Source organism: Thermus sp. 2.9 (assembly GCF_000794385.1).
In the GTDB taxonomy this organism is placed as follows: domain Bacteria; phylum Deinococcota; class Deinococci; order Deinococcales; family Thermaceae; genus Thermus; species Thermus thalpophilus.
Genome location: NZ_JTJB01000061.1, coordinates 1 through 14,712 on the forward strand (window position 1 = coordinate 1; position 14,712 = coordinate 14,712).

Below are 14,712 nucleotides of genomic sequence, written 5' to 3' on the forward strand. Positions count from 1 at the left end.
ACCCTTCTTCTGCGGTTGCAGGGGCCTTTGCAGTCTTGGGGGACCCGAAGCCGCTTTGACTACCGGGATACCTGGCCGTACCCCACCAAAAGCGGGGTGGTGGGACTCCTCGCCGCTGCTTTGGGCCGGGACCGGGCGGAGGACATCTCCGACCTCGCCGCCTTGCGCCTGGGGGTGCGGGTGGACCGGAGGGGTGTACTTAAGGTGGACTACCAGACTGCCCAAAACGTGGTGGCCGCCAATCTGAAGGGCCAGCGTGATGTCCAGAGCTGGCGCTACTTTCTTTCCGATGCCGCCTTCCTGGTTGGCCTGGAAGGAGAAAAACCCCTTCTGGAATGGCTACACCGCGCCCTTCTTAACCCCCGCTTTCCCCTCTACCTGGGCCGAAAGGGGTATCTCCCAAGCCCACCCCCCTACCTTCCCGACGGCCTGCGGGATGAGCCTTTGGAGGAGGCCCTGCGCCGTTACCCCTACTTGGGAAAGGGGGAGCCCCGGGAAGACCTCCTTCTCGTCCTCGAGGCCGCCCAAGGCCGCTTGGTCTACGACCAACCCGTGGCCCCATTCAGCCAACGTCGCTTCGGGGCTCGCCACGTGTTGGAGAAGGTCCTTCCTAAGAAGGACATTCCCCAAGGGCCTCCAGCGTGGGAGGAAATCCATGTGGATTAGCAAGCTCGTTTTGGACCCCCGTTCCAAAGCGGCCCGGCGGGATCTGGCGAACCCATATGAGATGCACCGCACCCTCTCCCGTGCTGTTTCTCAGGCCCTCCAGGCGGGAAGAGAGCGCCTCCTTTGGCGTCTGGAACCCACGCGGACGCACGAGCGCCCCGTGGTCTTGGTCCAGACCCTCACCGAGCCGGATTGGAGCGTGCTGGAAGAAGGATACGCCGAAATCTTTCCCCCTAAACCCTTTAGCCCGGTCTTCCGCCCCGGCCAGTCCCTCCGCTTCCGGTTGCGCGCCAACCCCAGTAAGCGAGTGGCGGGTAGCGGAAAACGGGTGGCCCTAAAAACCTACGGGGAGAAAGTAGCCTGGCTACAGAGGCGGTTAGCGGAAGGGGGGTTCCGCCTGGTGGAGGGGGAAGAGGGCTTTTCGGTACGCATACTCCAGGACACCTTTTTGGAGGTGCCCCGGCGAAAGGGGAGAGGCGAGCGGGGAAAGATGCAGATCCAAGCGGTGCTTTTTGAGGGGCGCCTCGAGGTGGTGGACCCAGAGCAGGCCCGTGGCACCCTGGAACGGGGTATCGGCCCGGGCAAGGCTTTGGGCTTAGGGCTCCTTTCCTTGGCCCCCTGAGGAGGGTCCATGCCTCCCGTGCCCAACACCCGGAACCTGAAAGAACTCCCAAAGTTCCGGGATGGCCTTTCCTACCTTTACGTGGAACACGCCTTCGTGGAGCAAGAGGCCCAAGGAATAGGCATTTACGATAAAGAGGGCTTGACCCTCGTTCCGGCGGCTGCTTTGGGCGTGCTCTTTCTGGGGCCAGGCACCCGCATCACCCACGCGGCCATTCGGGCCCTTGCCGGGAATGGCTGCACCGTGTGTTGGGTGGGAGAGGGGGTGGCCCGCTTCTATGCCCAAGGGCTTGGCGACACCCGAAGCGCCCATCGCCTGGAGCGGCAAGCCTGGGCCTGGGCGGATCCCAACCTGCACCTGGAGGTGGTTTACCGCCTTTACGAGAAGCGCTTTTCCGAACCCCTCCCCCGAAACTTGAGTTTAGAGCAAGTGCGGGGCCTCGAGGGCGTTCGGGTGCGCACCGCCTACGCCCGCTGGAGCCAAGAAACAGGCGTCCCCTGGAGGGGCCGAAGCTATGACCGACGCAACTGGGTTGCCTCAGACCCTGTGAACCGGGCTTTGTCTTCTGGTGCCGCATATCTCTATGGCTTGGCCCACGCCGCGATTGTAAGCACTGGGTTTAGCCCTTCCCTGGGGTTTATTCACACGGGCAAGCTACTTTCCTTTGTTTACGACCTAGCCGATCTCTACAAGACGGAGTATCTCATACCCGCCGCCTTCCGCACTGTGGCGGAGTCCGAGGCGGAAGTGGAGCGCCGCGTTCGCCGTGCTCTCCGAGAGCGCATTGAAGAGGGGAGACTTCTGGAGCGCATGGTGGAGGACCTTCTAGACCTTTTCACTGGGCTTGGTCCGGAAGACCTGCGTTGGGAAGAAGACGACCCTACCCAGCCCGGAGGTCTTTGGGACCCGGAGGGTGTGGTAGAGGGGGGCGTGGCCTATGGTGGTGATGGTGCTGGAGAAAGTGCCGAGGAGCCTTAGGGGAGAGTTGACCCGTTGGCTCTTGGAAGTGGATACGGGGGTCTTTATCGGGCGCGTAAACGCCACAGTACGGGAGCTTCTTTGGGCCAAGGCGGTGGAAAAGGCCGGGGACGGGCGATGCGCCATGGCCTGGAGAACCAACACCGAGCAGGGCTTTGCCCTAAGGCTCCACGGGTACGTAGACCGGCACCTTCGGGATTTTGATGGTATACTTCTCGTGACGGTGCGCAACGCCGAGGCGATTCGTAAAGCCCAAAAGCTACAACGCCTCAAAGACGGCTTGCGCGGGGATCTTGACAAGAAAACTCCCGAATAGCTCCCTTTTTAGACACTTAGAGGGGGGTAAGGCGGGGTTTTTAGCGTCCTGGTCAAGTGTAGTCCCCACACGCGTGGGGATGGACCGTACGACATCAACCCCAATAAGAGCTACAGTAAGTAGTCCCCACACGCGTGGGGATGGACCGGGGGCCAAGCCGCTGACCCTGAAGGAAAGGCGTAGTCCCCACACGCGTGGGGATGGACCGGCGTGGGCGCTTCACGCCACCTGGCTGGACCGTAGTCCCCACACGCGTGGGGATGGACCGGAGGCCGGTCACTTCCCCCCGAGGTCCCTGGAGTAGTCCCCACACGCGTGGGGATGGACCGGACGCCAGTCCCGAAGCCGTTTACGTCCCCCGTAGTCCCCACACGCGTGGGGATGGACCGCCCTGGCCGAGTAGCCCCACCTCGGAGGAAAAGTAGTCCCCACACGCGTGGGGATGGACCGGTGGTGGCCCAAGGCCACCTGGCCCTGCCCCAGTAGTCCCCACACGCGTGGGGATGGACCGAAAAACAAAGGCGCGCCAGCATGGAGGCCCTCGTAGTCCCCACACGCGTGGGGATGGACCGGACCGCCTCCGCCTCCTCCTGGACCTCCTCCAGTAGTCCCCACACGCGTGGGGATGGACCGACAAGCCCAATCCCTAGCGCCGTCCATCCGCCCGTAGTCCCCACACGCGTGGGGATGGACCGGAGGGGAGACGGCAGAGCGATAAAGCTGGGTGCGTAGTCCCCACACGCGTGGGGATGGACCGCGTTATGAGTGGCGCATGACCCAGAAGACCTTTCTTAGTCTGGTGTTCCTGGCCGGTATCGGCGTGTGGTTCGGGCTTCAGGCGTTGCATGGAGATAGGCTGTCCCCACGTGGTGTGGATGTTCTGTCTTCCACGCAAAACCACGGGGCGTCCCAAAAGGACGTGCTGCCTCCATGTGCTGGAAAGATCGCGTGGCTGACGCGCGGCGGCCAGGAGGTGCGCTTTTCCTACGAGGGTGAGGCCCAAACCATACGGATGGAATGGCCTGGCGGGGCGTACGAGTCCAGCGTGGCAGACGCTTGCACCGGAACAGAGTGCCGGGCCATCCTGCCGCGCCCGGACTTGGGGACGTTCGGTTGCGGTTGGACTCGTGCCCGTGGGTGGAAGCGCCTTGACACCTAGACGCGTGCGATGGCGCGGTTGATGGAGTTGTCAAGGACGCCGGGTCTACGAGTTCAATACCTCAAAACTTGCACTTATCTACTCCCCCTCAAGGATATGCACCGGGGTATTGAAAGGAGCTGTGGGGTTCCCGTCTCAGGACGGGTAAGATGACGACCACAGCCCAATCCCTGCCAGAGCCCCACTAAGTCCCCCGCCACCCTCTCCGGCTTCCTCTAGTGGTTTGGGGGCCGACGGCGCTGGGGGGTGCATCGGTTCTTGGTCCCTTCCCTTTTGGTGTACCTCCTGGCGCGCTGGATGAAGCCTGGGCCGGGAGGGAAGAGGCCTACCTGGCAGGAAACGGCGCGGGTTCTCTTTCCGGAGCTGGTGGCGTGGGTTCTCTGTGGCAGAGCTTCCAAGCTTGAGGTACCTTGAGCTTGTGGGTGCCGTGACTTTCAGGTCCAAAAAGGCCGAGGCCGTGTACAAGATCATTTGTTCTTTGCCTCCCTTGACTGATGAACAGGCCAAAGCGATGGTAGAAGCCATAGCGAAGGTCACAGGACGTCGGCACCCCGTTCGTCCCATAAGAGGCGAGAGGGAAGCTCCCAAAGCGGATCCTTCTTGACACCTACTTCTTCATTTCCCTCCGGCGGAAAGAGCCAGAGGCTTTGTGTTTTTGGAGCTTCTTGAGCAACGAACAGATGCTCACATCGGTTATCGTCAGGTGGGTCAAGTAGCCTTTTTGTAGGTTTCTCCTCTGCGGCCCAGAGAGCGGGTCCAGCGGGTCCATGTCCACGTAGTGCCTGAACACCCAACCTCATTGGCCCTGCACCTGCGGACCATCCTGGCCCAGGCGGAGGGGAGGGAGGCAGAGGCCCTGAGGTAGCTTCTGGCCTCCTTGGGGGCGGAGGACTTGACGGGGAAGTTGGGGGTGGGGGATGCGGGGTGCCTGTACCCGGAGGTGGCGGAGGCCATCCGGGGAAAGGGGGGATTACCTCTTGGTCTTGAAGGGAAACCAGAGGGAGCTATTGGGGTAAGTGTTGGTGGTGCTTAAGGGGGTACCTTGTTTCCCTTTCGCACCGTAAGGGGTGGGGGAGAAGAAGGCGGCCTTGGAGGCGTTCCCCTTCCATCCCCTTTCCGCCTTCAAGTTCCTGGGGTTGTATGCGGAATAACAGTCAAGTTTGCTCTTATGCTAGGGAGTATGGACAGGCCGAGGTACGGGCTGGTACGCCTCTTTTGGATCCTCCCCCACCCCGAGAGGCCTGGAGGGGCAGTCCTCTCGTCCCTGCCCCTGGATAGGCCCACCGTCCTGGTGGGGCGCAACGGCGCAGGGAAGACAAGCCTTCTCCGCCTAGTGGCCTTTCTCTTCGGGCACCCCGACCCCGACCGCTTAGTGGGAGGGGGGTGGGACTTCTTGGAGGTTTACCTGAGCCCTCCCTCCAGCGACGCTCCCCACAGGCGCTCATCGGGGTACGTGGGAGGGCACTTCCTGGGGCGTGAAGGGGCGACCACGGTCATCGCCTACGCCCAGGGCAACGGGTACCGCTACCTGGTTGCCCCAGGGCACATCGAGCCCGAGATCCTGAAAGAGGGCGGGCGCTTCCTCACACCCAACGAGCTCCACGAGCGGCTGGCGGCCATGGGCCTGGTGGGGGATACCCTTGTGGAGGTCCGAAGCCCAGAAGCGTACGCTAGGCTCTTCGGCGAGCGCTTCCGCTCCCCCTTAAGGGGCCATGTCTTCCCCTCTTTGCGCAGGGTTTCCCTGGGGTGGTTTCTGGGGCTCTTTCTGGGGGAGACCCTGAAGGAGGAGTGGATCCGCAACTTCCTCGTGAATTTGGCTCTGCGAAAGTTTGAGGACGACGCCCACCGCATGACCGACTTTGAGAGGCGCCTGGGAGAAATTCAGGTAGAGACGGCGGAAATCGCCGAAATGGACAAGGCGATGCCCCAGGTGGGGGCGTACGGGAAGACCCGGGAAGAGTTGGTGGCCAAGGCCAGGCTCTACGCCGCCACCCGCTTGCGGGTGGAGGAGGCCTTACCCCGTCTGGAGGAGGAGGCGAAGGGCCTGGAGGCGATGGCCACCGAGCTCCGGAAGAGGCTGGAGCGCATCGGGGAGGAGTGGAAGGCGAAGCGCCAAGAACTAGAGGGGAAGCTCTTGGAGTTGGCCAGGGAAGAAGGAAAGCTCCAAGGCGAGGTAGCCTCCGTCCAAGAGGCTCTCCAAAAAGCCGAGGAAGCGTTTGCCCCTTGGCGGGACCTCGTGACCCCCGACCTGCCCCACCGTCTGGAGGAGGTGCGCCGGGAACTTGCCCTTCTGGGGGCGAGGATCGCCCAAGAAGGCGCTGCTTGGGAAGCGGAGCGGCAGAGGAGGCGAGCGGAGCGGGAGCGGTGGAGGACCGAGCGCCTTCTGGAGGTATCCAGGCGCAAGGAGGAACTCCACAAGGACCTGAGACGGGCGGAGGAGGAAACCCGCGCCCGTCTGGAGGAAGAGAGGAAGGAGGAGGAAGAACACCAGGAGGCAGCCCGGCAGGCGCTGGAGAAGAAGCGGCGGGCGCTCTCGGAGGACCTGGCCCGCCTCGAGGTCCAGGAAGAGCCCCAGGACCACGAGTGGAGGGAGGCCCAGGAGCGGCTTTCCGCCCTAAAGGAGGAGCAAAGGCGCCTGGAGCGAGAGCTAGACGGAAAGCGGAGGGAGGTGGAGGAGAAACAAAGAGAGTTGGGACGCTTGCGGGTTCATCGGCGGGAAGCAGAGGAACGGGTTGCTGGCCTCCGCGCGGCCCTGGAGCGCCTGCGCCGGGAGGGCTCCCTTCTCCGCTTCCTGGAAAGGAACGCACCCGGGTGGGAGGAGGGCTTAGGAAAGCTCCTTCCCCTGGACCTGCTGAAGCGGGACGACCTGGAGCCCACCCTCTTCTCCCCACCGCCCCTGCCCCCGGGCCGGGTGGGAGTGGGGGAGGTGTCCCTCCTGGTGGGCCACCTGCCTCCCCCCGCCAACCCCGTGGCGGACCTCGAGGCGAAGCTCAGGCAGGCCGAGGAAGATCTTGGTGAGCTGGAAGGCGAAATCGCCTGGTTCGAGGCTCAGGTGAAGGAGCTGGAGGAAGCGGTTCAAACCTCCGAGCAGCGGTGGGAGGAGCAGGAGCATAGCCTCCAAAACCTGGAGGCGTGGCTCCGGGAGCGGAGGGAGCGCTTTCTGGTTGAGCGGGAGGAAGCGCTCTCCCGCCTCCAGGCGGAGCTCACCGAGGTGGAGGAGGAACTCGCCTCCTTCCAGGCCCTCAGGGAAGCCTTACGGGAGAAGTGGAAGCAGCGGCTGGAAGAGGCCTTGGAAGCGGCTCGCCGACCCTTTTCGCAGGCGTTGGCGGCCCTGGAGGCGGAGGAGCGTGCACTTTCCCGTCCCTTGGAGGACGAGCCACCCCCTCCGGAACTCCTCCCCTTGGCGGAGCGCCAAAAGAAACTACAAGAGGAGCTTCAAAACCTCCAGAAGGCCGAAGAGGTTTGGCAAAGCCTGGAGCGGGCGAGGGAGGAAGCCCAAAAGCTCCCCGCCTTGGAAGGGAAGCTTGCCCAAGTACGGGCGGCTATCCAGGACCTGCAGCGGAAGAAGGTGGCCCACGATGCCACGTACGAAAAAGAGGAAGGGGAACTCCGTCGGAGGCTAGGGGAGGTGGAGCGGGAGCTGGATAGAAGGCGGAATGCGCTAGAGGGGCTCAAGAAAGCCCTGTCCAACACGTTCACTGTGCCCCAGCTTCGGGAACACCTCGCCTCCCAGTTCCCCCGCCTGGATCGGGCGCTCGAGCCCCCCTTCCCCGAACTCCCGCCAGGGGAAGTCCAGGCGGAGGCGCTAGAGAAGCTCTTCCAGAGGGTGAAGGAGCTGGAAAAGGAGGTGAAGGGCTTGCGAGATCGCTTGAGGGTGGTTTTTTACCGACTGAACTTGGAAGACCCTCTTCCCGAGGACCTCGAGGTGCACTACCGGGACCGGGGCCTGGCCCTCTCCCGGCGCCTGGAGGCCCTGGTGCAGAACTTGGAGGCCCGGCTCACCCTGGTCCAAAGGGCCAGGAAGGAGTTGGTCCAACTGGTGGGGAAGGTGGAGGCCAAGCTCCGTGCCTTCGCTTTCCCCACCGTGCGCTGGGCGGAGGTCCACCTCGAGGGCGATGTGGAGCAGGAGGAGAGGGACCTGGAGGAGGCTCTCATCCGGCTCAGGGAAGATGCGGCGGTGGTAAAAGGCCACTTCCAGCACCCGGACCTCCAGCCCCTCTTTTCCGCAGGGGACCTTCAGGCGAGCCTCCAGGGCCTGGGGCGGGCGGGCAAGCGCTACGCTGAGGAGTCCGTGGAGGAACTCCTTTCCGGGAGTTTCCGCCTGGCTTTTTCCCTGGAGCGGGGCGAGAGGCGGGTGCGCTTGCAGAGCCTGGCCAAACTCAGGAACGCTGTGTCCACGGGACAAGCGGCGGCGCTGGGCCACGCCCTGGCGGCCGCCCTCCTGAGCCTCCTGGACCGGGGCGACGGCGTCCGCCTGCCCCTCTTGGTGGACGAGATGGGGCGCTTGGACGGGGAGAACGCCACCGCCCTCTTCCGAGGGCTGGAGGAGCTCGGGCTCATCCTCCTCGGGGCAACGCCCAGCAAGGAGGCCCTGGCGGAGGTGGCGGGGCAAGTATCCTTCCGGGTGGTGGAGGTGCGGAGCATGGCGGCGAGACCCGAGGAGGGCGGGCTCGTGGAGGGCTTGGTGGCGAGGGAGTGAGGATGAGCGAAACCGAGTGGATGGAAGCCCTTTTCTGGCTGAGGAGCCGGGGGTTCGTGCGGCGGGACGGGGAGCGGGAGGAAAGGAGGGCTTTTGGCGTCCTGGAACGCCACCGGGACGAGGTGAGGGTCCACTTGGAACGGGAGGGGCTTCGCCTGCGAGGCCTTCCCCTCGAGGAGCCCGCCGTTTTCTTCCTGGTTCCTACCCCCGCCTACGAGGGATTCCTGGGGAGCGACGGCCGGGCCCGCCTCCGCAGGCAGGCGGAGACCAGGCTCAAGGCGTACCTCTTCCTCAAGCACGTCCTCCTGGGGGCGTTTTGGGGAGAGGTGGGGCCTGGATTCGCCTTCCATCCCCGGGCCGACAGTGTGCGGCACGCTCTCCTCCTGAGCGAGGACCGCTTCCGGTACGAGACCTTCCTGCGGGCGGAGGGGTACCTGGAGGGGGAGGGCGACGACGACCTCCTGAAAGCTTGGGACGGGTTCCTGGGGAAGCTGGCGCAGGCGGGCCTTCTGAAGAAGGCGGAGGGGGAGCGGTACGTTCTTTCCAGCCTGGCCCTGGTTTACGAGGAGCTGGCGGCCCAGGCGAAGGGTGGGGGGGAGGAGGTGCAAACAGTTGAGCAATAACAGCTTTGGGCTACAATAGCCCTCAGATGCCCCCGCTTCTCCTTACAGCCCATCCGATCAGGGAGCGCCACGGCGTTCACCACGACACCCCGTGCGCCTGGGAACGGCATAAGGTTTCCCGCTTCGCCGCGCGGACGCGCGCCAGGAGGCGGAAGGATGCCCAAGGGCAAGGACAAGAACGCTAGCTTCCGAGGCGTCCAGACTAAGTTGCGCTTCCTCTCCCAAGAGGACCGAAAAGCCCTCCTGGACCTCATGCGCCGCTTCTCCTCCGCCACGCGCTTCGCCTACCAAAGACTCTTGGAGGGGTACAGTCGCAAGGAACTCAAACGGGAAGACGGCCCCCTCTGCCAGCTCTTCCGCCTCAACACCCGCTACGTTGACGACGCCATCTTCAAGGCGCAAGGGGTCCTGGACTCCGCCAGGGAACGCGGCGTAGACCCCCGCGCGGTGGTCTTCGGGGGAAGGAGCCTCTTTGAGGGACTCAAACGGAAGCACCTCTCGGGGGAGCGGCTCCTCCAACTGAAGCGGGAATGGCGGGAGAAGCGCCAAGGACTCCTCTACTCTAGGGGAGACCGGAGCAAAGAGGGCAACCTCAACCTGCGCTTGGAGGTGGAGGACAAGGACCTCTGGCTTCGGATCAATCTAGGACACCGTACTTACATCAAAGCCTTCGTCCTCTCTTCCCACCCTCAGGTGAAGGCCCTGGTGGAGCGGGCCCTGCTGGGAGAACCCTACAACGTGGAGCTCACCCTGCGAAACGGGGAGGTCCACGCCCACTTCACCTGGCAAGAAGTCTTGCCTCCCATCGTGGCCACGAAGGAGCGGGGCGTCTTGGCCCTGGACGCCAACGCCCACCCCCACCACCTGGCCTTAGCGTTGGTCAGTCCCGATGGGGAACTCAGGCATCACTTCACCATTCCCCTGAACGAGGTGGACAGGGCCCCCAACCGTGGAGCTAAGGAGATCCTCCTCTGGAAGGCGGCCCACCAGGTGGTGGACTTCGCCCTCTCCCGGGGGGTAGCCATCGCCACGGAGAGGCTCAAACACTTCCGGAAGTCCAGGAGAGGAGATGGTTCGGGTAGGAGGTTCCGCTCCATCCAGCACCGTTTTGCGTACGCCTCCTTGCTCCAGAAGATCCACGCCCTAGCCCGGAGAAGGGGCGTGGAGGTCCTGGAGGTGAACCCCCAAGACACCTCCACCATCGGGATGCTCAAGTACGCTCCCCTGCTTTCCCTCTCCAAGGACACCGCCGCCGCTTACGTGATCGGGAGGAAAGCCTTAGGTTTCACCGAAAAGCTTCCCCAGGGTTACGAGCGCCTGTTGGAGGATCAGGCTTTCCAAATCGAGACCCAAGCCTTCTACGAGGAGTTGCAAACAGAGCTACAAAGACGAAAGGGAGGTGAGAACAATCCGTATCTGAAGAGGCGCATTGCAAGAGAGATCGGTAAGGCGAAGCGAGCTTTAGCCCTTCTGTCAAGCCTTCGGAGCTCGCCGGGGAGCCAGCGGGGGTCAACCGAGGGAAGGAACCTTCCTGGCGCCAATCCCTGGAGGGTTCTGAGGGTAGGCCTCTTTCTTCCCCTCCTTGGGCGGGAGGTGCCGAGGGACCTCTCTCCCCTCAAGCCCATCCTCCTTGGGGGATCGTGGGAGGGGGGAAAGGTCAGGCTTAGGTCCTCATCCTGGTGGAGGGCCCAAGGCGCTAATGGGCGCTTTGAGTGACCAGGTGGAGCCGTGGAAGGAAGCGTCCTCGTAGCCCGCAAGCGCTTCGAGGGGGCCATCCGCCTCCTGGCCAGGCCGGAGGCGCAAGCCTTCCTCTTCGGCCTTATCCTCTACGGGGGAGGGTATCGGGAGACCCCGCCTCCTCCCCCAGGGGAAGACCTCCTCAAGGGGCTGGAGGACTACGGGCTCGTCCTCGCTGAAGAGGGGGGCGGTTTCCGTCCCACGAAGGCCCTGGTGGACTTCTTTCACCTGGTGTCCAAGGGTGTCCTTTGGAGCTTCGTCCAGGCGGGGGAGCGGGCCCAGGAGGTGCAGGGGGCCTTCGCCCGGGCGGAGGAGGGGCTCCAGCGCTTTGAGGAGGCCCTGGGCCAGCGCCTCTTCAATAACGCCTTGGTCTATTTGCGGCAACACCGCGAGGTGCTGGAGGAGTTGGCCGAACTCCTGGGGCGCATGCCCGAGAGCCTGCGCCAGCTGGTGCGGGCGGACGTGGAAACGAAGCTGGCCGAGGAGAAGATCACCCTGGCGGAGGCCTGGGCCAGGCTTGGCGAGGTGCAGGAGAAGGCGGGGCTCATCCTGGAGTCCTTAGAAAGGCTAAGGGGACCGGGAAGCCTGGAGGCGAAGGGTGAAGCTTTGCGGGAGCGCTTACCGCTTCTTTTGGCGGGGCTTTCCCCCGAGGCGGAGGACCGGGTGCGGGCAGAGATGCGGCGGGCGGAGGAAACGTTCTTCCGCCTGGCGACCTCCGTTAAGGCCAAGGCGGCCAGGGACATCGACGAGGCCATCCGCTTCTTCCAGCGCCTCAACGAAACCTTTGCCCGCCAGATGCGGGCGAGGCGGGAGGTTTGGGCCCTTCTGGAGCGCTTGGCCCGGGAGGGCTTGGAGGTGGAAACCACGCCCCTCTTCTTGGAACCCGAGCGCACCCGCCTTCCCGTTCCAGCGGAGGAGCGGTGGGACTCCCTCCGGGCGGACTGGGGGGAGGCCCTGGATGAGGCCATGGCCCTCCAGGTCCTGGAGGCCGAAGCACTGTTCGCCGAGGAGGCGGAAGAGCCGGAAACCCTGCGGGAGCTGGCGGAAGCCTTCCTGGCCTCCCCCCACGCCACCCTCTCCGCCTTCGCCCGTGAGCGGGGTTTGGGGGAAACCCAAGAGGCCCTCCTGGCCCTCTACCTCTACGAAAGGCGGGAGGGTCTTTTGGGGGTTCGCTTTGCCACGGGGAGCGACGGCTGGACCTTGTGGATCCGGGAGGTTCTGCGTGAGGAAGCTGAAGGCCATCCGGGAGCGGCTCAAGGAGAAGGGGCGGTACCTCGTTAGCGAGGAGGAGACCAAGGCTTTGGGGGACCTCCTTCCCCGCCTGGTGCGGGAGGGGTTCGCTCGCTACCGGGAGGGCTTTTGGGAACTCACCGCCCCCGCCCTCCCCCTCTTGGAGGAGCGCATCGCCCTAGGGAAAAGCCCTCCCCCCTCGAGGAAGGAGGCGTACGAGCGGCTCGGAAGCGACAAGCGTTCCCTTCCTCCGGGCGCGGAGGTGGCAGCGCGCGGCGCGGGGCGAGGGAGGCTCGCCTTGGGGCTCGCCCCCGCCTTTCCCGAGGAAGCCTACGCCGTCTTTCCCCTGGAGGTTCTCCGCTCCCTGGCCCGGGGGCTTCCCCTCGTCCTGGTGGAAAACCTGGAGGCCTTCCGCAGGTACCGCCCGGAGGGGCTGCGCATCCTGGGGGCGGGTGGGGAGGAGCGGGAACACCCCAGGGACTTCGTCCTGTTGTACCGGGGGGACGGGGTGAGGACCCGCCCCCTCCCCTGGGGCGAGGCCCTCCGGGGCCACGAGGGGGAGGTCCTCCTCGCTTTCGATCTGGACCCGGCGGGCCTGGCCATGGCGGCGCAGGTGGCGGCGGGGCTCCCGCGATTCGCCTTGGTGGCCCCCGAGGCTTCCCTCCGCCACGCCCTCTATCGGGAGGCGATGGCCAAGCCCGAGATGCGGAGGCGCTACCAGGAGCAGGCGAGGCGGGTGGACCCGAGGCGCTTCGCCCAGGAACCCTTCGCCTCGCTTTGGGAGGAGCTTTCCCGCGTGGCGGTGGCGGTTCCTCAAGAGCGCTACCTGGTTTAACCCGCGTGGCCCGCGCCTCCAGGGCGCATTCTCGCGTGCTTTCCCTACACTGCCTAGCGCGGGGAAGTCGCGGGCTAGGGGGAAGGGATAGGGGCTAGGCAAGTAGGTGGGGGTGGGGTCCTCGAGGCGGGGTGGAAGCGGAGGGTGGGAAAAGGGGAGGGGTTCTTGGATACATAGTCGGAGTAGCGAGGGGTATGTAGCTAAGAAAGACGCCCAGCCCCCTCCACCCCCCCTTGCCCGGCCTCGAGGCGGGCCCTCTCCACCGGACTTGGACCCCGGAGCATGGGCGAGTCAGCCCCCTAGGGAGGGATTCCTTGGCCACGACTTCCCTTTCGCCCCAGAAGCCCCTGCCCAGCGCCTCCCGCCAGGGTAAGTGGCAGGTGGAGGCCACCCTACCCGCCAGAGGCCTCCGCCTAGAGGCGCGCTGGGGGAAAACCCTAAGCCTCCTCGGAAGGGAACACCTGGGCGAAGGAACACCCCTTCCCACCGGGAGGGCTCCCGCAACTCCCCTCACACCACCCACACGTGCTTCCCGTATCGGGCCAAGAGGGGCTCGGCGGTGAGCAGGCGCAAGCCCTCCACCTTAGCTTGGGCGACCAGGAGGCGGTCAAAGGGGTCCCGGTGGTGCCAGGGAAGCGCCTGCACGGCCAGAGCGTGGACCGGCGTAACGGAAAGGTGCGTAAACCCTTCCTCCTCCACGGTTTTCACGAAGTCCGCAGGCAGCTTTAGCTTCCCAAGGGAAGCTTTGAGGGCAAGCTCCCAGGTGGTGGCCGCGCTCACGTAGACCACATCCGCCCGCTCGATGTACCTTCGGGCTTTTCGGGAGAGCCTGGGATCGTCCGCCAGCCACCAGAGGAGAATGTGGCTATCCAGAAGAAGGTTCAACCGACCCCTCCTCCATGAGCCGCGCGAGCTCCGCGTCCACCTGGTCAAAATCTGGGGCAATCCAAATCCTGCCCTTCCAGACCCCGGGGGTCCGCTTCGGGCGGGACGGGGTTTCGGCGGGAACCAGCTTGGCCACGACCCGGCCGTAGCGCTTGATGAGGATGACCTCCCCCTCCTCTACCCGCCGGACCAGGGAGGAGAGCCGGGCCTTGGCCTCGGCTAGGTTGAATGCCTTTGCGGTGGCTTCGGGTGTCTTGGGCATAGGAGCCTCCCGGTTCTCAGGATAGTCGTTTTGACCTGAGTTGGTCAACTTTGTCTTAAGGCCCGCATTCTGGCCCACCTGGGCCTGGCGGCGGGCATCATGGACCGCAGGGCCTAGACCGGGGGAGAAGGTCTCCACTCAAGGCCGCCGTCCTGAACGCCCTGGGCTTCGTCGCCTCTCCCCACCTCCTTGGACACTTCTTCCAAGGCAAGCCCACCGAGCACCCCCTGGGCCCTGGGGTCACCCCGGAGCGCTTGAACGATGCTGGACACCCTGTACGAGGCTGGGGTGACGGAGGTGTTCCTGGAGATCGCCAAGGCGGCGGGGAGGAAGTGGCCGGGGAACACCCTGTGGCCATTCGGCTGGCGCGCGGGTACAGCCGTGACCATCGGCCGGACCTCAAGCGGTGGGTGATGAACCTGGCTTGCGCCGACACGGGGGGCATTCCCCTGCTTTACGCCCCGGGGGATGGGAACCAGTCGGATCGGGAGGCGTTGGTTTCCCTGGTGGCCCGGTACCGGGGGTTCCTGGACCTGGGAGAGGTGGTGGTGCTGGACGGGGCCAGCGCAAGCCCTTTTGAGGGCGGAGGTGGAGGAGGGGGCGTGGCTTCCCTTGCTTCTGGGCTACCGGAGGTGGGCTATGGGGGGTGTACGGCAGCGGTGGCTCTTGGTGGAGAGCGAGGAGCGGGCCAGGAAGCGCC

11 protein-coding genes, 2 pseudogenes and 1 CRISPR repeat array are annotated in these 14,712 nt (G+C 64.9%); of the genes and pseudogenes, 10 read left to right on the forward strand and 3 right to left on the reverse strand.

Translation table 11 applies throughout. From position 1 onward, the window contains the following. From cas5e to cas2e, 4 genes are all read left to right on the forward strand, one after another. Positions 1-666: type I-E CRISPR-associated protein Cas5/CasD (cas5e, locus tag QT17_RS12895; RefSeq protein WP_152607425.1), on the forward strand; the 666-nt coding region annotated here is incomplete at its 5' end. After that, a complete protein-coding gene (gene cas6e / locus QT17_RS12900; RefSeq protein ID WP_039460616.1) occupies positions 656-1,288 on the forward strand; it encodes a type I-E CRISPR-associated protein Cas6/Cse3/CasE in 633 nt (210 codons plus the stop codon). The genes cas5e and cas6e, both read left to right, overlap by 11 nt. Positions 1,289-1,297: 9 nt before the next feature. Then, entirely contained in the window at positions 1,298-2,266 is a 969-nt protein-coding gene (cas1e, locus tag QT17_RS12905; RefSeq protein WP_039460618.1) for a type I-E CRISPR-associated endonuclease Cas1e, read from the forward strand. Continuing rightward, on the forward strand, positions 2,226-2,582 hold the full coding sequence (gene cas2e / locus QT17_RS12910) for a type I-E CRISPR-associated endoribonuclease Cas2e (protein ID WP_039460636.1): 357 nt from the start codon (positions 2,226-2,228) through the stop codon (positions 2,580-2,582). The genes cas1e and cas2e overlap by 41 nt, the downstream gene beginning before the upstream one ends. Before the next feature lie 58 nt (positions 2,583-2,640). Then, positions 2,641-3,339: direct repeats of the CRISPR family, unit length 29 nt; unit sequence GTAGTCCCCACACGCGTGGGGATGGACCG. Between the two features lie 1,009 nt (positions 3,340-4,348). On the opposite strand, the gene QT17_RS12920 is transcribed toward cas2e, so the two are convergent. Then, positions 4,349-4,531 carry a hypothetical protein gene (locus QT17_RS12920; protein ID WP_039460622.1) on the reverse strand — a complete coding sequence of 61 codons (183 nt, stop codon included), beginning with the start codon at positions 4,529-4,531 and terminating at the stop codon, positions 4,349-4,351. A gap of 390 nt (positions 4,532-4,921) precedes the next feature. Between QT17_RS12920 and QT17_RS14935 the strand changes: the two genes are divergently transcribed. The 5 genes and pseudogenes from QT17_RS14935 (at position 4,922) to QT17_RS14945 (ending at position 12,865) form a co-directional block, all read left to right on the forward strand. Beyond that, positions 4,922-8,440, forward strand: a complete 3,519-nt coding sequence (locus QT17_RS14935) for an ATP-binding protein (protein ID WP_039460624.1) — start codon at positions 4,922-4,924, stop codon at positions 8,438-8,440. A 2-nt stretch (positions 8,441-8,442) separates the two neighbouring features. Next, positions 8,443-9,063, forward strand: a complete 621-nt coding sequence (locus QT17_RS14940) for a hypothetical protein (protein ID WP_052155227.1) — start codon at positions 8,443-8,445, stop codon at positions 9,061-9,063. 156 nt (positions 9,064-9,219) lie between these two features. After that, a pseudogene (locus QT17_RS12935) lies at positions 9,220-10,813 on the forward strand (IS200/IS605 family accessory protein TnpB-related protein). Then, positions 10,792-12,081 carry a hypothetical protein gene (locus QT17_RS12940; protein WP_039460627.1) on the forward strand — a complete coding sequence of 430 codons (1,290 nt, stop codon included), beginning with the start codon at positions 10,792-10,794 and terminating at the stop codon, positions 12,079-12,081. The pseudogene QT17_RS12935 and the gene QT17_RS12940 overlap by 22 nt, the downstream one beginning before the upstream one ends. Beyond that, complete coding sequence (locus tag QT17_RS14945) at positions 12,023-12,865, forward strand: hypothetical protein (protein ID WP_039460629.1); 843 nt, start codon at positions 12,023-12,025, stop codon at positions 12,863-12,865. The genes QT17_RS12940 and QT17_RS14945 overlap by 59 nt, the downstream gene beginning before the upstream one ends. 510 nt (positions 12,866-13,375) lie before the next feature. Here QT17_RS14945 and QT17_RS12950 read toward each other — a convergent pair. Beyond that, positions 13,376-13,750, reverse strand: coding sequence for a type II toxin-antitoxin system VapC family toxin (locus tag QT17_RS12950; protein ID WP_039460631.1), 375 nt, complete (start codon positions 13,748-13,750; stop codon positions 13,376-13,378). Continuing rightward, the gene (locus QT17_RS12955; RefSeq protein ID WP_039460633.1) at positions 13,731-14,012 is read right to left on the reverse strand and encodes a type II toxin-antitoxin system Phd/YefM family antitoxin; all 282 of its coding nucleotides are present in this window, start codon (positions 14,010-14,012) and stop codon (positions 13,731-13,733) included. Before QT17_RS12955 ends, QT17_RS12950 begins: the two co-directional genes overlap by 20 nt. Before the next feature lie 66 nt (positions 14,013-14,078). Between QT17_RS12955 and QT17_RS13505 the strand changes: the two are divergent. Continuing rightward, a pseudogene (locus QT17_RS13505) lies at positions 14,079-14,712 on the forward strand (DUF4277 domain-containing protein); the annotation flags it as partial.